Here is a 19,398-nt window from a genome sequence, read left to right on the forward strand (position 1 = left end):
ACAAAAGGAATGGATCATAAAAGAAATCAATCAATGAGCGACCTCCTGCTCTGCATAAAATGTAAAAAAGGCTTGACCACCCGAAGGGAGGACGGACAACCGGTGTGCGGCCTGTGTAAAACAAAACAAAGAGATGAAGACAAAAGAACAACTGATGGCGCCCAGGTACCAGATGATTAGCCGTGAACCACTTGTGGGATTCTGCTTTCTGGATATCATCGAGGACCAACACTTGATTGAGGCATGGGACATGAAGAATCTGCCACATCTGTTTCAGAAGCTGGAGTGGTATGAAGAAAGGGATACCAATGATCTACCTGATTACATAGCGGTTGAGGGAATGGGAATTTTGAAAGTCACTGGCAAAGGAGGGGGATCAACAGTATTTATTGCCAACGAAGGCGTGATTTCGAGCAAATGTTGTCTGCCTGCAACTCAGGAAGAATACGAAGCCTACAAAAAAGCAAACGCATGAGCAGACCAACATTCTACACCACCAAGGAGGGCCGTGCCCATATGGCGCAGTTCGTCAGGGATCACCAGTACACCCATTCTGTGGACATGATCCATAAGCAGACTGGCGCCAGCCCGGAGTTTATCAAGAACATCTTCATCGAACTGGACATAGAGCCACTGACCAATACAGACCTGTACATGAAATTCCTGTTGGAGAACCACGAGATGAGCCCGGAAGAGGCGGCGCTAACTCTGGGAATCACCAGCGCTTACGTGTACATGCTGCTGAACAAGAAGCCGAGCCCCCGACTAAAACAGGTTATGAAACTCGAAAAGCAAACAGCATGAACCAGTACCTATTCCGAGGCAAGAAGATTTCCGACAACCGGTGGATCGAAGGCTCACTGATACAGTGGCCAGCAGGCGAAGCTCAGATAGTTGTCCCAGGCCGCGAGTACGGCAAGATGGTGGCTTTTGGTGTCATCCCAGAAACAGCAGGACTATACATCGGTGTCAAGGGTTACAAAGGGGAGTATGAAACCAGACACGAAAATGAAGTGAAGCTTTTCGACGGTGACATTGTCGAGGCCCGAAGTGAGGGTGATCGCGGTATCTTCATCATCCGGTATCGGCAGGAATCTGCACCAGGTTACATTCTCTATCCTGCATGGCAGAATCGGCAGATGTGGAGTATCCATGGATCGGATCTCGGCCGGACTCCTGGCGATTACTTTGACAACCTCTGCGTACTCGGAAACATACACGACAATCCTGAACTTGTAAAACAACTAAAAGCATGATCCTCAAATCGTACGCACCGAAACCGGTGTACAAAGAAGGCGACCGGAAAACCGAACGGCACTTTGCCTGGTGGCCCAAAAGAGTGGCCGATAACCTTATCTGGCTGCAGCCCTACTGGCAAGTTTACGAAATGTACCGAGCCCCCTTCTTCGATCCCATATTATACAGAACCATCTATAACGTCAAGCAATGGAAAATTATAAGCGAACATCTTACACAGCCATGAAACACCTGAAGTACATTCTCGCGGTCTTTCTGTTCTTCTCTTGCCAGAAGGCGGAGCTTATCCCTGATCCAGACGAGCTCCAGGAACCCCGCGAAGACAACGTAGCTGTGGTCAAAGAAGGGAACACCTGGTATATCACCATCAAAGCCCGGTTCCCGACCGAATACCACCGGAGAATAAACGTCACGGTATTCTATCCTGGCCAGGTTGAGTACTTCGTAAAGCTCCCTGCAGGCTTCACACGCGTAAAGAGCCCGCTGAATTCAGAGTACGGGGAGCCTCTCAGCTGGGAAGCAGGCCAGTGGGACATGTGGCCGCAGTAATGGCCCTCTTTCTTCCGCCACTGGCGCCAATCCCTTTATTAAAACCACAGAGAGATGACTATCGAACAATCCAATGACAACATCCTGTTACTCCTGAAGGCAGGAAAGACCCTCAAAGAGATATCAGGCATCGCCCACCTATCTATCCCAGCCATAAAGAAGAGGCTCAAAAAGCTCCGTGACAAGTACGGTTGCGCGAACACGTTACAACTCGTCGCCACGCTTGAAACAGAAAGAAGTATCCAAAAGGATACCGACCTGCAATCAAACAATGCATGAACTTTATACACCGGAAGCAAACCACTTCCGGCTTTTTTATGGCAGCACCGAAGGGTAATAAATTCTGGCAATTGAGATCGAAGCACGGCTGCGATAAACTGTTCGCTACCCCCGAGCTGATGTGGGAAGCAGCCTGCGAATACTTCGAGTGGTGCGAGAAGAATCCAATCCCGGATCCGCGCTCCTTTGGCCAACGTAAGATTCAGCGTCCATACACTATCCAGGGATTGACCAGGTACCTTCACTGTAACACTGTTTACTTCGCCCAGTTCAAGTTGAGAATCAAGGAGAAAGAAGATCAGGATTCAAAAGATTTTGCTAAAGTCATTCAGGACATAGAAGACGCTATCTATCAGCAGAAGTATGAAAACTCTGTGATCGGTGTGTTCAAGGAGAATATTATCTCTCGTGATCTTGGCCTTGCGGACAAAGCCCAGCTAACCGGTGAGGGCGGCGGGCCGATCAAACAAGAGGTAGCCGTAACCTTAAATCTGTAAGCGTGTGCCGACAAAGAATCAGATCATCGAAGAGTTGTACCGTAGTAAGGAGTTCAACGACTGCATCGGTAAAATGCAGCCGGAGCAGTTGCAGGATGATCTCCGATCGGAGGTGATGCTGGTGCTGCTCGAAACTGACGAGGCTAAGTTGAAGGGGATGCACGACCGAGGCGAGTTAAAGTTCTATACCGTTAGGGTGATCCTGAATATGATTCAAAGCAGCACGAGCGCTTTCTATAGGAAGTATAGACACATCAATAAGGCATACGTGGACGACCTCAATGAACTGGCAGGAAATGGATGGGTCTTTGATAGGCAGTTGCGCGAAACGCCCAGGGTAGAGATGGAAATGCCATCAACAGAGGATGAGAGACAGATAAGAGAATTCAAGGAAGAAAGGGCAATGGCGGCGATCAATGACCTGTACTGGTATGACCGCGAAATGGTGAGGCTGTATATGAGATTAGGCAACTACCGAGCCATCGAGAAAGATACCGGTATACCATGGGAAAGCTGCTATTCAACTATTAAAAAGGCAATCAAAAAAATACGCAATGAACTCAGTGTTGCTCATATTGTTCTATTCGCTGTCCCTGGCATTCTGCTGGGGTAACGTCATTATGCCGGTGCTGAAGCGCTACCTGAAACTGGGTAAACCCTTCACCTGTACCATGTGTATGACCGGCTGGTTTGCGCTGATCCTGGGGCTGATCGCAGGTTTCGGATGGGAGTGTGTATTGGTTATGGCAGCCGGCGTGTTCATTGGCGGGCTATTCGAGGCAATCAAAATGAGGTGGCTATGAAGTATAAGTTCAAAGGCAGAAAGGAGCCGTGCGTACAGTACACTATCGTGGATGAGCAGCGAGTGCTGCAGCATAGCGAGGCACTGAAGAAGATTTGCACCCATGTGCGCATTGAGGTGCTGGGATATGTGCCCGAAGAATTGCTGGAGCCAGTGAAGGGCCACAAGCAGAACGTGAACGCGCTTGATTACCACATGCATAAAAACCACCAACGCAATTGAGAATCATAGGCCTCATAAACCGAGATTCAGGACCGGGCTTTCACCGGATCATGCTCCCGCTCTTATGGATGCGGGAAACAGATGTGAGGGTGACCAACTCAGTAACCGAGGAGGATTTCGAGAAAGGCTGCGACGCCATCTACTACAACCGCACCATTGGGGAGAATATCCTAAAGCTACAGTCAAAGTACCGGTTCAAGATCGTCGTGGACGTGGACGACTACTGGCACCTGGATCCGCACCACGTGTCCTATCAGCACCACATCGATATCAATTTCCCTGAGCAGCAGCTCGGGCACCTTCAGATTGCCGATGCTGTGACCACCACGCACGAACGCTTGGCGGATAAGATCTACCCCTACAACAAGAATGTGCATGTGATCCCAAATGCGATCCCGAACGATCCGCAGTACTTCCCTGTGGAGCGTACCGTGGCCAATATGCGCCGCATCTTCTGGCAAGGCAGCATCACTCACGAAAGAGATATCCAACTGTTGGCCGGACCGATCAAACGGCTTGATCAACATAAGTTCTTTATGACATTGGCCGGCTTCACTGATCATCCTGTTTGGCATCGCATGGTATCGATGTATACCAACAGCCTACGAATGAAAGGCCAGATCATCAAAGGCGCCCCGGTAACGGAGTATTACAAAGCATACCGTCATGCTGACGTGTGTGTCTGCCCGTTACTCGATACGCCTTTCAACAACATGAAGAGCAACCTGAAGGTGTTGGAGGCGGCTCACGCAGGATTGCCGGTTATTGCTTCACATGTTCACCCTTACCTGGATATGCCGCTGCTGTACGTGAAGAAGCAAACAGACTGGTTCAAGTGGCTGAACGATATCCCCGCACAGGAAGAGATGGCCGGAAAGCTGGCGGACTTCTGCCGGGAGCATTACGATTATCAAACAATCAGCGAAAAAAGAAGGAAGGTGTTTTATGATTGAATCACATAGATATTTCAGTCTTGCTGCAACCGTCATGATTTTGGTAGGGTTTACAATTTGCTTTGCGGAGCATGGTGGTTTATATGGGCACAAGATATGTAGAGCAGCATTAAAAATTGCTTTCGTGTGTAAGGCAATCGCATATCATTTGTTACTGAATAAATACAATAATAAATGAACCCTGCCAACAGACAATTCCTCGACGACAACCGCGGCCACTACATCACACTGGTGCAGGCGCAGTATATCCAGCACCTCGATGGCGCCACGCGTGACAGGTTGCTGCAGGTGGTGCAGGAGGAGTTCGACCCCGGCTACAATACCAGCCTATGGTGCGGTACATGTGTAGCGGATCTACTCCGGTATGCGTATCGCCGGTATGACGAATGGCTCACCCAAAACCAAAGCAATGCGAGTAATTGAGTTTGCATTCGATATGGGGCAGGAAGTATTCCTTAAGACCGACAGGGAGCAGTATCCGCGGATGATTACAGGCTATAAAGTAACACCAGGCGGGATCACTTACGAGGTGAGCTGCGGAACGCTGACCTCGTGGCATTATGATTTCGAGCTTTCGATTGAGAAAAACATACTAACTACAACAACAAACTGATATGGCAATGATTGCAATGGCCGTGCATGACACGGAGGAAAATAAACGAACAGAGTTGACAGACCGAACACTTGAATGCTTGCTCGAAACCGTAAACCTTTCCCGACATCGGATTTTCATTATTGACAACGACAGCTGTAAGGCCTCAAAGGATGTTATTCAGTATCATATGGAGATGGTGAATAAGCGAACCGCGAAATTGAGTGGAAGGAATTTGCTGATCACAAGCGATAGGAATTTAGGCACTGCAAAAGCAATCAATCACGCATTGCGTTATCGTCAGCACGGAGAACTCGTGATTAAGATGGATAACGATGTGATCATTCACAAAGATGGATGGGTAGACGAAATGGAAGACGTGATGCGCCGCATGCCACAGATTGGTATCCTCGGCCTGAAGCGCCCCGACCTGCAGGAATCAACCTATGCCATCCAGTTGGACTATCGCAGTAAGCTGCTTGAAGTGCCGCACGAACCCGGCCAGCGATGGAGGGTAGTGGAAGAATGCAAGCACGTGATGGGCACCTGTACCATGATCAACCCTGCGCTGCTCGACAAGATCGGTTACTTCTACCAGATGGAAGGGCTTTATGGCTTTGACGACAGCCTGCTTTGCGTGCGCTCCCAGGTTGCTGGCTTCATAAACTGCTTTCTGCACGGGATAGATATCGATCACATCGATCCAGGCAATACAGCGTACAGCGACTGGAAGAACAAGCATGCCGGCGATATGCTGGTGGAGTATGCCCGGACTGAGACAGCCTACAGGAACGGGACCAAGGACATTTACTATGGAGGTGAGTAATGTGTAAGAAGAAGGGATATAAAGACCCCAAGGCGGCCCGCCATGCGCTAAGGATCATCGGGCTGTCTCCCGGAGATCACCGGAAGCCCGGCAGGTTTTACCTGTGTCCCTTCTGTGATCGGTATCACTTAACCTCTCAAACCAAACAAGAGTATAAGAACCAAGAAAATAAAGTTATGGTAATCATTACGAACATCTACGCACCCAATGCCAATACTGAACAGACTGTTCAGTCATTCCGTAATCACGGCTATGAAGTTGCCGTGCTCAGCAATGAGTTCCGCGGCAACGGGCAGGTAATGCGCGAACTGTACGAATGCTACAAGAGAGCGGTGACTGGCCACGAGTTATTCATCTATACAGACGGGGCGGATACATTCTGCCAGCACTATGTGGAGCCGCCGAAGGATCACATCCTGTACAGTGTAGAGAAGGCATGCTATCCTCGCGAGGAAATCGCAGCGCAATACAAGCCAGTGAAAACTCCCTGGAAGTATCTCAACGGCGGCGGGTATGGTGGTCCGTTGAAACTAATCATCGAATTCTTCGAGCGATACGGCCTGCACCAGCATGTCAACGATGTGAACGGGCAGCATGAGCAGATGATGGCGTACCTACAAGCGGAGAAGGACGGGTTCCCGATCAAGCTGGATACCAAGTGCCGCATCTTCCAGACCATGGCCTTTGCGGATCCATCCGAGTTCAATGTGGAGGATAAGAAGCTGAAGAACCTGGTGACGAAGACTACACCGGCGATCCTTCACTTTAATGGTCTGACTGATATGTCAATTCTTGATCAACTGAAGTAACATGGCACAAGGAGTACATCAGATAACGGCTGATTTCGAGCGGAAGCTTTGCGAATATACTGGCGCGCCCTTCGCGGTGGCATTGGACAATCAGAGCAATGCGCTGTTCTTGGCGCTTTACTATGATTTAGTTGTAGATGTAAAGCTTTCGAGGTTGCCGGTAATACAGATACCTGCTCGAACGTACCCGTCTGTACCTTGTGAAATTTTGCACATTGGCGCCAGAGTAGCCTTTGAGCCGGTAATGGGATACACAATTAAAGGCGCTTATCAGCTCAAGCCGACGTGCGTTTGGGACTGCGCTCTACGCTTCACTGCGGGAATGTATCAGCCAGGCACGCACCAGTGCCTTTCTTTCACTGGTCCGTACAAACACCTGAAACTCGGCAAGGGCGGAGCCATCCTGACGGACGACGAGAATGCGTACCGCTGGTTTAAGAAGGCCCGTTTCTCCGGCCGGGATGAATGCTCTTACCATGAGGACAACTTCGACAACAACCCGGTGATCGGGTGGAATTTCTACATGATGCCGGAGATCGCTGCCCGGGGCCTGCTGCTCATGGGCCAATTCTATAACCAGGACGGCACGCCCAAACACAACGATGATCTGGAGCTGCCGTATCCTGATCTTTCACAATTCAAATGTTACCAATGAAGATGCAGATAATCGGTAAAGGCGGTTTTGCCCGGGAAGTAAGTCATTATGATGTTATGACTGAAGTCGTTTTTTTCGAGCATGAGTGCGAAGGCATATCACCTAACATTCCAACAGTGATAGCAATCGGTGATGTTTATGTTAGAAAAATGATAGCAAGTCGATTCAAGGAGTTGCGTTATGACATTCTCAATGCGGGGCAGATATGGGGAGCGAATAATACTGTCTTCCCCGGCACGATCATTTGTCCAGGTACTCATATCACTACAGGTGTAACCATTGGTCAACACGTGATCATCAACCTCAACTGCACCGTCGGACACGATTGCCGGATCGGTGATTTCGTGACCATCTCCCCAGGAGTGAACATATCCGGAAATGTTACTATTGGCGATCTGTGCAGCATCGGCAGCAATGCTGTGATCCGTGAAAAGATCAGCATATGCGATGACGTGGTTATTGGTGCAGGTTCGGTAGTGGTAAAAGACATCACTGAACGCGGAATTTATGTAGGGAACCCTGCAAAGAAAATCAGTTAACCATGGAAAATACAATCCCGCTCAAAATCGAATCTACGGTAGAGCTCGCACCCGGTCAGCAACACTGGTTTGAGGACAGGAACGTTCCAGGCGAGGCTTACATGAAAGTGGAGCTTAGCAATCACACCGAGCATCCTCGCAAATTCCGAATTCTTATCGAGGAGATCAAAGAGTGACAACAGCCCGTATCACATATACCCGTCCCCCGCTTTACCAGTACCAAAAGGATATCCTGGACAGCCCAGCCCGTTACACCTGCTGCGAAGCCAGCACCAAGGTTGGCAAGACCGCCTCGCATATCGTTTGGCTGTTCGAGCAGGCACTGCAGTGTAAGGAGAATCAATCCGTCTGGTGGATCGCCCCCACCTATGGTCAGGCGAAAATCGCCTACAACCGGATGAAGGTCCAGATCAGCGATAAGTCAATCTTCAAAAGCAACGAGAGCGAATTGAAGATCATGCTGATCACGGGCGCCATTATCCAATTCAAGACCGGGGAGAAACCGGATAACCTGTACGGTGATGATGTGTATGCGGTAGTAATCGATGAGGCCAGCCGCTGCCGAGAGGATGCGTGGTTTGCCATACGCTCCACCGTTACCAGTACCGGCGGTAAGGTCAAGTTCATCGGTAACGTGAAGGGCAAAAAGAACTGGTTCTACAAGCTCTGTGTAAAGGCTCGATCCGGCGAAGACCCGAAGTATGCTTATTTCAAGATCACCGCTTACGATGCGGCCGCCGCCGGCATGATGACCAAAGACGGCCGGCCGTTCCTGGAAGAGATCGAGGAGGCTAAACGGGATCTACCTGAAGCAGTGTTTCGTGAGCTCTACCTGGCGGAACCATCCGAGGATGGCAGCAATCCTTTTGGTCTGCGCTTCATCGAACAGTGTACTTATCCTCTATCTACTCAGCCTGCGATCTGTTACGGGGTGGACTTGGCAAAGTACGTAGACTTCACCGCTATAATTGGCCTTGACAGAAACGCCAGCGTGTCGGATTTCCGCCACTTCCGTAAGGATTGGAAGCAGACCACCACCGAGATCATTGGCCTGGGGAAAAGTATGCCTGTGGCCCTAGACAGCACCGGCGTGGGCGATCCTATCGGTGAGGACCTGGGCAGACACATGGACGACATCGAATTGTTCACTTTCACCCAGCGCACCAAACAGCAGCTCATGGAGGCGTTGGCTCTGGCCATCCAAAAGCGGCTGATCAACTTCCCGGAGGGGATCATCAGGGACCAGCTGGAAGCCTTCGAGTTTGTTCATACCCGTACTGGCGTTAAGTACTCAGCGCCGGAAGGCGAGCACGATGATGCCGTGTGCGCCCTGGCGTTGGCATGGCATAAGTGGCAGACCGCATCTTTACAGGGGGATGGGCCGAGTGTCTGGTAAAAATCCTATATTCGCTGAATGGACGTATGGTTTAATTTCCCCGATCTTACTGCATTCAAGGTTCAAATGAACCACCCTCCCAGGGAAGGGGAATACGTCCGCGCCCCGGATATCCCCTATGAGTGTTTCCGTTCACATGGTGACTGGGAATTATACCATGACAAAAAGTATAATCGCGACGAATGGTACGTGATCCGCGTAACCTTTAACCTCCTCCCAACAGGCTCCTATGCCAATGTAATGCTTCAGCGAGCACCCCTTGCCAGCCCCGTGCATAATTAGTATCCAACACTTCAGCGGTTTTTATATATACCTACATGAAGACACTTTCATGGGGTACAATCACCGTTCAACAATTCCAGGACATACACCGCCTGTCCCTCACACCTGACATCGATGATTTCGAGCGGGTAGAGCGGGCAATCTGTATCCTGTTTGATATGACCGAGCAGCAGCTAGGCGACCTGCCGGTAAAGGAATTCACCGCCCTCGCCCGCCAGTGCACCTTCGCGCTTACCGACCAGGTACCGGGGAAACCCGTCAAATCCTTCCGCATCGGACGGAAAAAGTACGCTATCACCTACGACCCCACGAAGCTGCGCCACCGGCAGTATGTGGAGATCCTGACATTCGGGGATAAACCGATTGAGAACATGCACTACATCATGGCCAGCTTGGTGCAGCCAGTTCGTTGGGGCATGCGGAGAAAAAATGAAGCCAAGGATCACGAGGCGATCTCGGCGGATATGCTGAATGCGAAGCTGGTGGACGTCTACCACTCCTGTGTTTTTTTTTGCAAACTCTGGCTCAGTTTAATGGAACGTATTCGGGCCTCTTTGGTGTTTCAGATGATGCAGACGGGGATGACACAGAGCACCGCCCAGGAGCTGTTGAGCAGTTCAATAAACGCTATGGCTGGATTTATTCAACCTGGCAAGTGGCAGAATTTGAACGTGTGAGCTTAGATGATGCCTGGGAGCTACCACTGGTCCAAGTTCTCAATGACATGGCATACCTCAAAGCGAAAGCAGGGCACGACCGGGAGCTAAACCGAAAACGATAATGGCAAAGAGTATCAGTACAGCACAGGCGGAGGCGTTAGCCGAAGGCTTCTTCGATGGTCTCGGGAGCGATGAAGAATTCCAGCCAATTGAGACCGCCTCTACTCTGATCCAGTTGGCAGGCGATCTCGTAGGAACGGCGCAGGAGAACCTCAATAAGGTTGACCGGGTATCATCCGGCGCTCTGTCAGAAAGCATTAAGATTCTCAACCCTGAGGTGGTTAAGGAAACTATCCGCGTAGACATTCAGGCCTTGGACTACTACCGTTTCGTTGACCAGGGCGTGAAAGGCACGAGAGGAGGATCCGGTAAGTACTCCTTCAAAAACGAACGCGTAGGAAAGCGGATGCTTACCGCTCTTCGCAAATGGGTGATCAAAGAGAACCTGAAGGCAAGGACTACTCGAAAGTACAAAGCTATTTCAAAGCGGGAAGCAAAGCGGAAGCGGATCACGGAGACTTCAAATTCCATAGCCTACGCGATCGGTAAATCGATCAAACGGAAAGGCCTCAAACGAACCATGTTTTTCACCGACGCGGTGATCAGTACACAAAACAAGTTGAAGGATCTCGCCGCCCCCTTCAAAATCGACATCTTAAACACGCTACCAAAAAAACTATAAATGGCAATCGTTATCAATAATACACCTCCGGAATATGCCAGCGCACAGGATGACCTCATCTTTACTGTGTATGAGGCCACCAAAGCCAATGATCCGGTTACTTATCCGGATTACAAGTATGTGTGCGATATCTATGTGGGAGCGAACCAGGTGGCCAGACTGAAATCTGTACCGCATCCCGATAACAAAAGGGGGGTATTTAACATAGGTAGCATCGTTAGGAATTACCTGAGCACGACGTTCAACCCTGCATCGAGCACACTACGTGCTCAACAAATCGGGCTCGGAGAGTTCTTCATCAACGTGACGGTAAAGTTCGGAGAAGAGTATGATTTTGTATTGTATACGAACCTTACTGTTGACAGCGAGAGAAGGTATTACAATCACTATAATGGCAGGCTTACAGATTTGAATACGCTCCTTGCCAACTACCTGGACAATATTACATCCGCCAGGAGTTCGCCGGTAAAAGTCAACAGAAGCGAGAATTGGTTCTTCCTTTCTTTCTTTCCATCTTCTACTGCACCAATAACAATAAGGGCAACTTCTTTTAATTCGTCTGGAACCATCGATGTGAAAACCCAGTCATATACTCCTGCCGCTGCCTTCAACTTGCAAATTTTCAATCTTGCACCAGTTAACCTAAATAATTTTTGGCCTGGATTCATTAACGATGCGGTAGAATTTGTTCAGGTAAAATTTGAATTACCTGATGCGCCTTTTAACCCTCAAAGAACGATTGAGCTTACCTGCGAGCCCAGGTATCAGCCGTACATGTTACACTTTCTTAATCGGTTCGGAGGCTTCGATTCCATTGAGTGCTCAAAGGTATCCCGGAAGGAAATCAATATAGAGAAGGAGTCTTATGGCAGACTTCCTTATATCATCGATGCGAGCGGGATGGTCAGGTACAAAAACAGCAACAACGTAATGTATGAATCTGAGGCCAACTACAGTTCACTGTACAAGGAAAAGATGACGCTAAACACGGATATCCTTACCGATCAGGATTATCAATGGTTAGCGGATCTTGCCCGGTCCCCACTGGTCTACTTTGAAGACCTGAATCACTTTGTTCCGGTCAGTGTCAATCTGCCTACTTATGATATCCGCAAGCGGATCAATGACAAGCTGACGAGCCTGCCTATCAACATCGAATTCGGTAACCAGTTAAATGCACAGTACCGATGATCAGCGAAATATTCATGGAGAACAGGAGGCTGGATGTGTCCGCGGATATCTCAGCCTTACTGACTTTTGCACTTGATGATGTGAAGGACTTCTCTTCCCGGTCCACCACCTTCAGTAAAACGATAGTGCTGCCGGGTACTGGTAATAACAACGATGCCTTTGGTAATATCTTCCAGGTCGGTCAATCCAATTTCACCTCCGATGGTCTGCCCAATGTGGGCTACAATTTCAATGCCTCCAAGGCGGCGAACTGCATCATCTTTAAAGACCAGATCCAGGCGTTCACCGGAGTGCTCCGACTGATGCAGATCAATATTATCAACGGTCGATCAGAGTATGAAGTATCGGTATACGGGAAGCTGGCTGGTTTGAACGTGGCCCTATCCAGCAGGCTATTAGAGGATCTTGATTTTAGTGAATATGATACGGAACTGAGCACCGCCAATATCATCGCAAGCTGGGATAATGATACCGGAGCTGGACTGTACTTCCCGCTGGTTGATTACGGCAATTATGGAAGTGGTGGCACAGGTAAGCGGGATTGGGATATTCGCACGTTCCGTCCAGCGTTGTTCGCGAAAGAATACATCGATAAGATGTTTGCCGCCGCCAACTTCAGATACAGCAGTAGTCTTATTAACTCCGCGAGATTCAAAAAGCTTGTTATCCCTAATAATCAGAAGAAGCTTTTCAGACTCACCAACAGTTTCGTGACAGCAAATAAGACTGTGCCCGAATCGGTTATCTATGGTGATGAAGAGTTCACTTTAAGTTATGCGGAAATAGCTTCAGACTCTGTGACAAGCGCAAGTAACTTCACGAACATTGCAGATACAGCATTTCAATACAATCAGCCGGGTTCGATAAACACCAGGGTAAAATACCGGATTAAAGGAAGTTATGGGGGAACGCTTGGAATGCCTAATGCTCTTATAGGTGTTGCAAAAAACTTAACGAGCCCTGCGTTAGATACAACCGATTTTATACACTATCATTCTATATCGGTTGGCAACCCGATCGACAACCAGTTCGACATTTCCGGCGACTTCTTTGCGACCCTGGTAGAGAATGATGTATTGAGTATGCTGGCTGAAATTCAATTCGGCGGAGGTGGATTTACTTATAACGTTATTATTGAAGAAGCGACCTTTCTCATCGAAGGGCAAACGCCTACTCAGGTGGAGGTAGCTCCAGGCGAAACTATTGAGATCAACAACATACTTCCTCGCAATGTCCGTCAGGTGGATTTTCTGGTAAGCATAATCAAGCTGTTCAATCTCTATGTGTATGAAGACCGGTTTGATCCATCACTTATATACATCACTCCTTATGTTGATTTCTATTCTACTGACAGCGCCAATTCAGTGGACTGGACTTATAAGCTCAACCGAGATAAAGCAATTAAGGTAAAACCAATGAGCGAGCTCAATGCGAAGAAGTATGAATTCAAATGGAAATCCGACAGTGACTACTACAATGAACTGTACCGAAAGCGCTACGGCCAAGGATACGGTGATTACATATTCGATAGTCAGTATGAATTTTCTGAGCAGACAAAAGCCTTTGACCTGGTGTTTAGTTCAACGGTGCTGGTGGGATATTCCGGCGAGGATAAGGTTTTTCCGACCATCTTTAAAAGATCAGGACCGGATAATGCTCCAGTAGAAGAGAATGTGGACAGCAATATACGGTTGATGCAGACAAAGAAAGTAACAGGGGTTAGTTCCTGGGCGATCAAAGACGGAGGCAGTGTATTGACTTCCGTTTCAGATTACGGATATGCTGGCCATTTCGATGATCCTGATGTTCCTTTGAATGATCTCAACTTCGGCGTAGCTAAGGAACTCTTTTTCACCCTAACATCCGGGAATGTATCTACCACCCAGTTCAACATATACTGGTCCGGCTATATGGCAGAGATCACCGACAAGGACAGCAAGCTGCTTACCGGTAGTTTTTATCTAACGCCAATGGATGTCCTGCAATTGGATTTCAGCAGGTTCGTGCATGTGGATGGAGTTTTATTCCGGCTGAACAAGATCGAGGACTATAACATGAGCAAGCCCTCTGACTGTCAGGTACAATTATTAAAAGTCAACTATTTAATTTATTAAGATGGCAGATACCGTCATAGCAGCATCGCTCACCCTGGATAGTTCTGCGGCAGACCAGAGCGTAAGGAATTTTAAAAAGGAGTTGAAGGAAGCGCAGGCCGAGGCGTTGAGAGTGGCAGAATCCTTTGGCCCAGTTAGTAAAGAAGCAATTGCTGCAGCAAAGAAAGTTGCGGAATTGAAGGATAGTATACAAGACGCCAAAGAGGTGGCGGCACTTTTTGATCCAGGTGCAAAATTCCAAGTATTGGGTAACGCTGTGCGAACAGTCGTTGGCGGCTTCTCGGCTCTTACAGGTGCTATGTCATTGTTCGGGGCAGAAAGTGAAGAAGTCCAGAAGTCAATCCAACGGATACAAGCCGCTCTTGCTTTAGTTGAGGGCGTAAATACTATCGCAGATTCAGCTAAGGATTTCCAAAGGCTCGGGGCAGTTATCCAGCAGACGACAATATTCCAGAAGGCCAACGCTGCGGCTACTGCCGTAACTGCAGGGGCAATGAGACTTCTCGGAGTATCTGCTGAAACAACCGCTACATCCTTTCGTGTATTGAAGGGGGCCATAGTCGCAACTGGTATAGGAGCGCTTGTAGTCGCTATTGGGTTGGTGGTAGAGGCGTTGAATAACTGGACATCATCAGCTCAGAAGGCTGAAGAGCAACAGAAGCAATTAAACGATGCTGTGCTTAAAGGGGCAGAGGCGCAGTTGCAGGCGGAGCTGGCCGTGGTTCAGCGGCAAGAAAAGGAAGCTGTTGCAAGAGCAGAAGCGGCAGGTAAGTCTGAAAAGGAGATCGCAAAGATCAGAGAAGGATTTCAAAGATCGAGGATTGATTCTTATACACGTCATTACAATGAGATAAATAAAATCGATGAGTTAAAAGGCGCTCAGGCAATGTCTCACATAAAGGATATTCAAACAGACATTGCAGTAATTCAACTTCAAGCTCAAAAGAAGGAGCGGGAGAAACTGGAAGAGCATAATAAAAAGGTTGCAGAAAAAAATAAGGAGGCGGCAAAGAAAGCAGCCGAAGATCGAAAAAAGGAAATGGAAGAACGCGCCGCTGCGGAAAAGTGGGGGCAAGACCTTTTATTCAAAATCCGATTTGAACAACTGGAAGCGAATGCAAAGAATGAATTCATCAAAAGCCGACTGGAAGCGATGAAAACGGGGGAAGAAGAAAGGAGGTCAATCTGGGAGCAGGCGCAACTCACCGATCAATTGAGGGAGCAATTATTGAAGGAATCAAGAGCAAAGCAGAGGGCAGCCATTGAGAAAGTAGATAAGGAAGAAAAAGAGGCAAATGATAAAAAGGCTGCGGAGTTGCTTGCTACTGGCGTAAAGACATTGCAGGATAATGTAACAGCTATAAATGATGTGAGGAAGGAGCTCTTATTGGCAGACATGACAGAGTTTCAAAGGCAGAATATTGAACTTCAAAACTGGTACGAACAAAGGTTGAAGATTGTTGCAGGTAATCAGGCTTTAGAGGCGGATCTAATTCAGGAGTATGAGGAAAGGAAAAGCAAAATTGTAGAAGCTCAAAATGCATTACGATTAGGATTGGTAGCCGGGTTCCTCAATCAAAGCGCCGACCTGGTAGGCAAACAAACCGTTGCAGGAAAGGTACTTGCCATCGCCTCGGCAACGATTGATACCTATGCCGCAGCTAACAAAGCACTGAGAGCAGATTACGGAATATTTGGACCCGCTGCTATGGTAGCGCGTATCATAGCTGTTACAACAACTATCGCTACAGGTTTAAAAAATGTCCGAGAGATTGCCCGCACACAAGTACCGGGAGGCGGAGGATCCGGTGGAGGGTCTGCTTCCGTACCATCAGTAACCGCCGCCGCACCTCTACAGCCAGCTGCACCAGTTACCACAACCACTCAGTTGGATAGCGAAAGCCTAAACAAAATCGGGAACGCCTCTACTCGTGCATATGTAATTGAGAAAGACATTACCGATGAACAGGAGAAGCAGGCCAGGATAGCCCGTGCCGCCCGGTTAGGAGGGTAAAATCAAACAACCCCACACCAGGAATATTTACCGGTATGGGGTTGCCTATTTTCAGATGTGTTATCGATGACTCATTAGAGTCAGATCTACAAGTAGAGTTCGTTGCGCTGGTTGATAAACCGGCCATCGAGAAAAACTTTCTTGCCTTTAAGGAAGAGCGTTTGCGATTCAACGTCGATCAGGAGCAGCGGATAGTATCTGGGCCTGCGATGCTGGCGGACATGCTGATCTTCAGGCGAGATCCTGTAATCGGAGATTATTATACAGTCTTCGACAAACCTACCATTTTATCGATCGTGCAGAAGTTCTTTAAAAAGGGCTTCATTCACAACTTTAACCTACAACACGATCCATCCCAGACAACATCAGGGCTGACCATTTACGAAAGCTTCATCACCGATGAAGCTCGTGGCATTATGCCCATGAAAGGATTTGAAGACGCCAAAGACGGCTCCTGGTTTCTTACCGCCAAGGTAGATGATGATGCTATCTGGGAGAAGGTGAAAAGTGGAGAAGTTAAAGGGTTTTCGGTGGAGGGTTTATTCCGACAGGTGCCCGTACAAATGCAAAAATTCTCTACCGATGAGGTGCTGGATAGCATCAAAACGCTGCTCCAAAATTGGTCCCCGGAAGATTAAAATCAAACAAACACTTCACTAAAATATTTACCAGTATGAGCACAGAAAAAACACCAGGAAAGGCTGCCCAGATTTTATCTGCTATCAAGAAGATTCTGTTTGCAGATGAGCAACCTGCTACGCCAATCAGTGTAACCACTACTGACGGAGTCGAGTTATCTGTAAACAAGATGGAAGTGGGAGGCACAGTAATGTCTGGTGGTGCGCCTGCGCCCGCAAATTCTTATGTGTTGCAAGACGGAACAACACTGGTTGTGGATGGTTCCGGATTGATCACTTCAATTACGCCGGCAACCCCGGCTGCGGCGCCTACGCCAGCCGCAGAACCCGCGCCAGTTGAAACGGCCGCTCAAGGCTTCGGCACAGACGAGGTGCTCGACACTCCTGAAAAAATCCGAAAAGCTACAGAAGCATTCGCGACCGGCACCCCTGAAGAAAGGGTAGCCGCTATCGAGATCTGTGTAAAAGCCTTGATGGAATATGCTTTCGGATGGCAAATGCGTGAAGCGAAAGAGAAGCAGGATCGTGACGCGGCTATGGCTGTTTACAACGCCTCCCTCAACACTACACAATCTGCGGTGGCAACTCAACAACAGGCGATGAAACAAATGTACGACCTGGTGTCTGAGCTCGTGCAATTGCCCGCTGACGAACCTCCTGCTGATTCCAAAAGCAAATTCTCTTTCTCGAAAGTAGGCGAAAAAAAGAAGGGCTTGGAGAAGTACCAGGAAGCAGCCAGGCAGATTAAGCTGGAAAAGCAAAACTGATTAACAGCACTTCGGTGCTTAAAATATTAAAACGTAAGAACGATGGCATACAATGTTGCGGCATTAACAAACTATACAATCGAGAACGAAAATCTTCTCGTAATGAAATCACTGTTTACCGGTAAGACGTCTCAGTTGATTCAGTCTGAAGGTAACGTGATGACAGGGGTCAAATCTTCTGAGCAGATCAACATTCTGGACACTGATGCCATCTTCCAAAACGGTGGCTCTTGTGGATTCACCACCAGCGGTAATACAACGTTCACTCAGCGAGCAGTAACTGTGGGCAAAGTAAAGGTGAACGAGTCTCTTTGTCCTGCTGCGCTTGAAACCAAGTACACCCAGAAGGCTCTGCAAATCGGAAGCAAGTACGACAGCATTCCATTCGAGCAGCAGTATACCGACCAGAAGGCCGGAACAATCGCTCAACAAATTGAGATTGCTCTGTGGCAGGGTGACACCGGTCATAGCAATGTCAATATCAATAAGTGGGATGGCCTGATCAAACTGATCGACGCCGCTGCAGCCGCGACCAACGCCAACCAGGCGGCCTATATTGCCGGTGCTCCAATCACCACATCGACAGGTATCACAACCTCAAACGTGAAAGCTATCGTAGCTGCTATGTGGCTGGCCATGCCTGCGAACATCCAGGGTAAGGATGATATCCGCGTATTCTGCGGATGGGACACTTTCAACAAATTCATAGCAGCATACACTGACGTGAACCTGTTCCACTTTGCTCCTGCAGGAACAGAAGTGAGCGCCGCCAACGGAGAGGTAATCATCCCTGGTACCAACTACCGTCTCACTGCGGTACACGGGCTGGACGGCACAAACCGCTTGTTCACTGTCAGGATGAGCAACTTGTACATCGGCACCGACCTGGAGAATGAAGAAGAAAAGTGGGAAATCTTCTACGCCAGGGAGGCTGATGAGATTCGCTTCATCTCTTTGTTCAAGTATGGTGTGAACGTAGCGTTTCCCAACGAGATCGTGTCTTTCAAACTTTCTTAATAAGTGTTGGCCCGGGGTAACCGGGCCTTCCTCACTTTCAAATATTTTACCATGCCTTGCGCATTAACACAAGGGTATAACAACGACTGCCGGGAGGGTATCGGCGGCCTGAAGGAGGTGTATATCATCGAGCTCGGCAACGTGTCTTCAATGACCGAGGTGAGCGGAGTGATTACAGCAATCACGAAGGCTTCTGGAAAACGTTTCTGGAAGTACTCACTGGTTCGTGAAACCTCCAATGCAACGGAGACAATCACCGGCAGCGAACAGAATGGTACGTTGTACTATGCCCAACAGGTTCAGATCATACTCAACAAAAAGACGGCCAGCGTTCGTAATGAGATCATGCTGCTCGCTAAGAACAACGTGATCATTATCGGGGTGGAGAACACCGGTAAAGCTTTCCTTTATGGAAAGGTGAACGGCCTGCAGTTGAACGGTGGAACCTCTGATTCGGGTACCGCATGGGCGGACCGTAACGGTTACACTCTTCCGTTCACTGGTAATGAGGTTGCTCTTGCCCCAGAAGTTGACACCTCTCTGCTGGCATCGCTTGAAACTCCTGCATAATTACATCCTGAGCAATAGTTGAAGACCG

27 protein-coding genes are annotated in these 19,398 nt (G+C 48.6%); all 27 read left to right on the plus strand.

The features are described 5' to 3' along the window. Nucleotides 1-133 precede the first annotated feature (133 nt). The 27 genes from ACTHMC_RS01285 to ACTHMC_RS01415 all read left to right on the plus strand — a co-directional run bounded on the left by ACTHMC_RS01285 (nucleotide 134) and on the right by ACTHMC_RS01415 (nucleotide 19,370). Entirely contained in the window at nucleotides 134-475 is a 342-nt protein-coding gene (locus ACTHMC_RS01285) for a hypothetical protein (RefSeq protein ID WP_440410156.1), read from the plus strand. Then, nucleotides 472-804: a helix-turn-helix domain-containing protein gene (locus ACTHMC_RS01290; RefSeq protein WP_440410158.1), complete on the plus strand. Its 333-nt coding sequence runs from the start codon at nucleotides 472-474 to the stop codon at nucleotides 802-804. The genes ACTHMC_RS01285 and ACTHMC_RS01290 overlap by 4 nt, the downstream gene beginning before the upstream one ends. Continuing rightward, nucleotides 801-1,256 (plus strand): YopX family protein, encoded by a 456-nt coding sequence (locus ACTHMC_RS01295; protein ID WP_440410159.1) that lies wholly within the window; start codon nucleotides 801-803, stop codon nucleotides 1,254-1,256. Before ACTHMC_RS01290 ends, ACTHMC_RS01295 begins: the two co-directional genes overlap by 4 nt. After that, nucleotides 1,253-1,483 (plus strand): hypothetical protein, encoded by a 231-nt coding sequence (locus ACTHMC_RS01300; protein WP_440410161.1) that lies wholly within the window; start codon nucleotides 1,253-1,255, stop codon nucleotides 1,481-1,483. Before ACTHMC_RS01295 ends, ACTHMC_RS01300 begins: the two co-directional genes overlap by 4 nt. Further along, nucleotides 1,480-1,806 (plus strand): hypothetical protein, encoded by a 327-nt coding sequence (locus tag ACTHMC_RS01305; RefSeq protein ID WP_440410163.1) that lies wholly within the window; start codon nucleotides 1,480-1,482, stop codon nucleotides 1,804-1,806. Before ACTHMC_RS01300 ends, ACTHMC_RS01305 begins: the two co-directional genes overlap by 4 nt. A gap of 54 nt (nucleotides 1,807-1,860) precedes the next feature. Then, on the plus strand, nucleotides 1,861-2,085 hold the full coding sequence (locus ACTHMC_RS01310) for a hypothetical protein (RefSeq protein ID WP_440410164.1): 225 nt from the start codon (nucleotides 1,861-1,863) through the stop codon (nucleotides 2,083-2,085). Nucleotides 2,086-2,123: 38 nt separating this feature from the next. Further along, on the plus strand, nucleotides 2,124-2,582 hold the full coding sequence (locus tag ACTHMC_RS01315; protein WP_440410166.1) for a terminase small subunit: 459 nt from the start codon (nucleotides 2,124-2,126) through the stop codon (nucleotides 2,580-2,582). Nucleotides 2,583-2,586: 4 nt separating this feature from the next. After that, nucleotides 2,587-3,195: a hypothetical protein gene (locus tag ACTHMC_RS01320; protein ID WP_440410167.1), complete on the plus strand. Its 609-nt coding sequence runs from the start codon at nucleotides 2,587-2,589 to the stop codon at nucleotides 3,193-3,195. After that, complete coding sequence (locus ACTHMC_RS01325) at nucleotides 3,137-3,385, plus strand: hypothetical protein (RefSeq protein WP_440410169.1); 249 nt, start codon at nucleotides 3,137-3,139, stop codon at nucleotides 3,383-3,385. Before ACTHMC_RS01320 ends, ACTHMC_RS01325 begins: the two co-directional genes overlap by 59 nt. Beyond that, complete coding sequence (locus ACTHMC_RS01330; RefSeq protein WP_440410170.1) at nucleotides 3,376-3,606, plus strand: hypothetical protein; 231 nt, start codon at nucleotides 3,376-3,378, stop codon at nucleotides 3,604-3,606. Before ACTHMC_RS01325 ends, ACTHMC_RS01330 begins: the two co-directional genes overlap by 10 nt. Nucleotides 3,607-3,656: 50 nt before the next feature. Beyond that, a complete protein-coding gene (locus ACTHMC_RS01335; RefSeq protein ID WP_440410171.1) occupies nucleotides 3,657-4,559 on the plus strand; it encodes a glycosyltransferase in 903 nt (300 codons plus the stop codon). A 174-nt stretch (nucleotides 4,560-4,733) separates the two neighbouring features. Beyond that, nucleotides 4,734-4,982 carry a hypothetical protein gene (locus ACTHMC_RS01340; RefSeq protein WP_440410173.1) on the plus strand — a complete coding sequence of 83 codons (249 nt, stop codon included), beginning with the start codon at nucleotides 4,734-4,736 and terminating at the stop codon, nucleotides 4,980-4,982. 206 nt (nucleotides 4,983-5,188) lie between these two features. After that, entirely contained in the window at nucleotides 5,189-5,977 is a 789-nt protein-coding gene (locus ACTHMC_RS01345; RefSeq protein ID WP_440410207.1) for a glycosyltransferase, read from the plus strand. Nucleotides 5,978-6,153: 176 nt separating this feature from the next. After that, nucleotides 6,154-6,786: a glycosyltransferase domain-containing protein gene (locus tag ACTHMC_RS01350; protein ID WP_440410174.1), complete on the plus strand. Its 633-nt coding sequence runs from the start codon at nucleotides 6,154-6,156 to the stop codon at nucleotides 6,784-6,786. Between the two features lies 1 nt (nucleotide 6,787). Beyond that, nucleotides 6,788-7,441 (plus strand): DegT/DnrJ/EryC1/StrS family aminotransferase, encoded by a 654-nt coding sequence (locus tag ACTHMC_RS01355; RefSeq protein WP_440410175.1) that lies wholly within the window; start codon nucleotides 6,788-6,790, stop codon nucleotides 7,439-7,441. Then, the gene (locus ACTHMC_RS01360) at nucleotides 7,438-7,980 is read left to right on the plus strand and encodes a hypothetical protein (protein ID WP_440410177.1); all 543 of its coding nucleotides are present in this window, start codon (nucleotides 7,438-7,440) and stop codon (nucleotides 7,978-7,980) included. The genes ACTHMC_RS01355 and ACTHMC_RS01360 overlap by 4 nt, the downstream gene beginning before the upstream one ends. Before the next feature lie 172 nt (nucleotides 7,981-8,152). Next, nucleotides 8,153-9,376 (plus strand): phage terminase large subunit, encoded by a 1,224-nt coding sequence (locus tag ACTHMC_RS01365; RefSeq protein ID WP_440410179.1) that lies wholly within the window; start codon nucleotides 8,153-8,155, stop codon nucleotides 9,374-9,376. Between the two features lie 18 nt (nucleotides 9,377-9,394). Then, nucleotides 9,395-9,658 (plus strand): hypothetical protein, encoded by a 264-nt coding sequence (locus tag ACTHMC_RS01370; protein WP_440410180.1) that lies wholly within the window; start codon nucleotides 9,395-9,397, stop codon nucleotides 9,656-9,658. Nucleotides 9,659-9,693: 35 nt separating this feature from the next. Continuing rightward, a complete protein-coding gene (locus ACTHMC_RS01375) occupies nucleotides 9,694-10,335 on the plus strand; it encodes a hypothetical protein (protein ID WP_440410182.1) in 642 nt (213 codons plus the stop codon). A gap of 103 nt (nucleotides 10,336-10,438) precedes the next feature. Continuing rightward, nucleotides 10,439-11,059 (plus strand): hypothetical protein, encoded by a 621-nt coding sequence (locus tag ACTHMC_RS01380; protein ID WP_440410184.1) that lies wholly within the window; start codon nucleotides 10,439-10,441, stop codon nucleotides 11,057-11,059. Then, nucleotides 11,060-12,250 (plus strand): hypothetical protein, encoded by a 1,191-nt coding sequence (locus tag ACTHMC_RS01385; RefSeq protein WP_440410186.1) that lies wholly within the window; start codon nucleotides 11,060-11,062, stop codon nucleotides 12,248-12,250. It abuts the gene before it with no gap. Then, the gene (locus ACTHMC_RS01390) at nucleotides 12,247-14,364 is read left to right on the plus strand and encodes a hypothetical protein (protein WP_440410187.1); all 2,118 of its coding nucleotides are present in this window, start codon (nucleotides 12,247-12,249) and stop codon (nucleotides 14,362-14,364) included. Before ACTHMC_RS01385 ends, ACTHMC_RS01390 begins: the two co-directional genes overlap by 4 nt. Before the next feature lies 1 nt (nucleotide 14,365). Beyond that, nucleotides 14,366-16,378, plus strand: coding sequence for a hypothetical protein (locus tag ACTHMC_RS01395; protein WP_440410188.1), 2,013 nt, complete (start codon nucleotides 14,366-14,368; stop codon nucleotides 16,376-16,378). A 35-nt stretch (nucleotides 16,379-16,413) separates the two neighbouring features. Next, nucleotides 16,414-17,016: an XkdF-like putative serine protease domain-containing protein gene (locus tag ACTHMC_RS01400; RefSeq protein ID WP_440410190.1), complete on the plus strand. Its 603-nt coding sequence runs from the start codon at nucleotides 16,414-16,416 to the stop codon at nucleotides 17,014-17,016. 35 nt (nucleotides 17,017-17,051) lie between these two features. After that, nucleotides 17,052-17,783, plus strand: a complete 732-nt coding sequence (locus ACTHMC_RS01405) for a hypothetical protein (protein ID WP_440410192.1) — start codon at nucleotides 17,052-17,054, stop codon at nucleotides 17,781-17,783. A 159-nt stretch (nucleotides 17,784-17,942) separates the two neighbouring features. Further along, entirely contained in the window at nucleotides 17,943-18,800 is an 858-nt protein-coding gene (locus ACTHMC_RS01410) for a hypothetical protein (RefSeq protein ID WP_440410194.1), read from the plus strand. A 51-nt stretch (nucleotides 18,801-18,851) separates the two neighbouring features. Next, complete coding sequence (locus ACTHMC_RS01415; RefSeq protein ID WP_440410195.1) at nucleotides 18,852-19,370, plus strand: hypothetical protein; 519 nt, start codon at nucleotides 18,852-18,854, stop codon at nucleotides 19,368-19,370. Nucleotides 19,371-19,398 lie beyond the last annotated feature (28 nt).

Origin of the sequence: Pseudobacter sp., assembly GCF_051955275.1 — a bacterium.
Taxonomy (GTDB): Bacteria; Bacteroidota; Bacteroidia; order Chitinophagales; family Chitinophagaceae; genus Pseudobacter.

Coding starts and splice junctions, on each gene's coding strand:
- ACTHMC_RS01300 (WP_440410161.1), top strand. CDS start 1,253: ATGATCCTCAAATCGTACGCACCGAAACCGGTGTACAAAGAAGGCGAC.
- ACTHMC_RS01350 (WP_440410174.1), top strand. CDS start 6,154: ATGGTAATCATTACGAACATCTACGCACCCAATGCCAATACTGAACAG.
- ACTHMC_RS01385 (WP_440410186.1), top strand. CDS start 11,060: ATGGCAATCGTTATCAATAATACACCTCCGGAATATGCCAGCGCACAG.
- ACTHMC_RS01290 (WP_440410158.1), top strand. CDS start 472: ATGAGCAGACCAACATTCTACACCACCAAGGAGGGCCGTGCCCATATG.
- ACTHMC_RS01375 (WP_440410182.1), top strand. CDS start 9,694: ATGAAGACACTTTCATGGGGTACAATCACCGTTCAACAATTCCAGGAC.
- ACTHMC_RS01310 (WP_440410164.1), top strand. CDS start 1,861: ATGACTATCGAACAATCCAATGACAACATCCTGTTACTCCTGAAGGCA.
- ACTHMC_RS01345 (WP_440410207.1), top strand. CDS start 5,189: ATGGCCGTGCATGACACGGAGGAAAATAAACGAACAGAGTTGACAGAC.
- ACTHMC_RS01305 (WP_440410163.1), top strand. CDS start 1,480: ATGAAACACCTGAAGTACATTCTCGCGGTCTTTCTGTTCTTCTCTTGC.
- ACTHMC_RS01295 (WP_440410159.1), top strand. CDS start 801: ATGAACCAGTACCTATTCCGAGGCAAGAAGATTTCCGACAACCGGTGG.
- ACTHMC_RS01285 (WP_440410156.1), top strand. CDS start 134: ATGAAGACAAAAGAACAACTGATGGCGCCCAGGTACCAGATGATTAGC.
- ACTHMC_RS01390 (WP_440410187.1), top strand. CDS start 12,247: ATGATCAGCGAAATATTCATGGAGAACAGGAGGCTGGATGTGTCCGCG.
- ACTHMC_RS01340 (WP_440410173.1), top strand. CDS start 4,734: ATGAACCCTGCCAACAGACAATTCCTCGACGACAACCGCGGCCACTAC.
- ACTHMC_RS01370 (WP_440410180.1), top strand. CDS start 9,395: ATGGACGTATGGTTTAATTTCCCCGATCTTACTGCATTCAAGGTTCAA.
- ACTHMC_RS01355 (WP_440410175.1), top strand. CDS start 6,788: ATGGCACAAGGAGTACATCAGATAACGGCTGATTTCGAGCGGAAGCTT.
- ACTHMC_RS01325 (WP_440410169.1), top strand. CDS start 3,137: ATGAACTCAGTGTTGCTCATATTGTTCTATTCGCTGTCCCTGGCATTC.
- ACTHMC_RS01395 (WP_440410188.1), top strand. CDS start 14,366: ATGGCAGATACCGTCATAGCAGCATCGCTCACCCTGGATAGTTCTGCG.
- ACTHMC_RS01405 (WP_440410192.1), top strand. CDS start 17,052: ATGAGCACAGAAAAAACACCAGGAAAGGCTGCCCAGATTTTATCTGCT.
- ACTHMC_RS01335 (WP_440410171.1), top strand. CDS start 3,657: ATGCTCCCGCTCTTATGGATGCGGGAAACAGATGTGAGGGTGACCAAC.
- ACTHMC_RS01360 (WP_440410177.1), top strand. CDS start 7,438: ATGAAGATGCAGATAATCGGTAAAGGCGGTTTTGCCCGGGAAGTAAGT.
- ACTHMC_RS01380 (WP_440410184.1), top strand. CDS start 10,439: ATGGCAAAGAGTATCAGTACAGCACAGGCGGAGGCGTTAGCCGAAGGC.
- ACTHMC_RS01415 (WP_440410195.1), top strand. CDS start 18,852: ATGCCTTGCGCATTAACACAAGGGTATAACAACGACTGCCGGGAGGGT.
- ACTHMC_RS01410 (WP_440410194.1), top strand. CDS start 17,943: ATGACAGGGGTCAAATCTTCTGAGCAGATCAACATTCTGGACACTGAT.
- ACTHMC_RS01315 (WP_440410166.1), top strand. CDS start 2,124: ATGGCAGCACCGAAGGGTAATAAATTCTGGCAATTGAGATCGAAGCAC.
- ACTHMC_RS01400 (WP_440410190.1), top strand. CDS start 16,414: ATGGGGTTGCCTATTTTCAGATGTGTTATCGATGACTCATTAGAGTCA.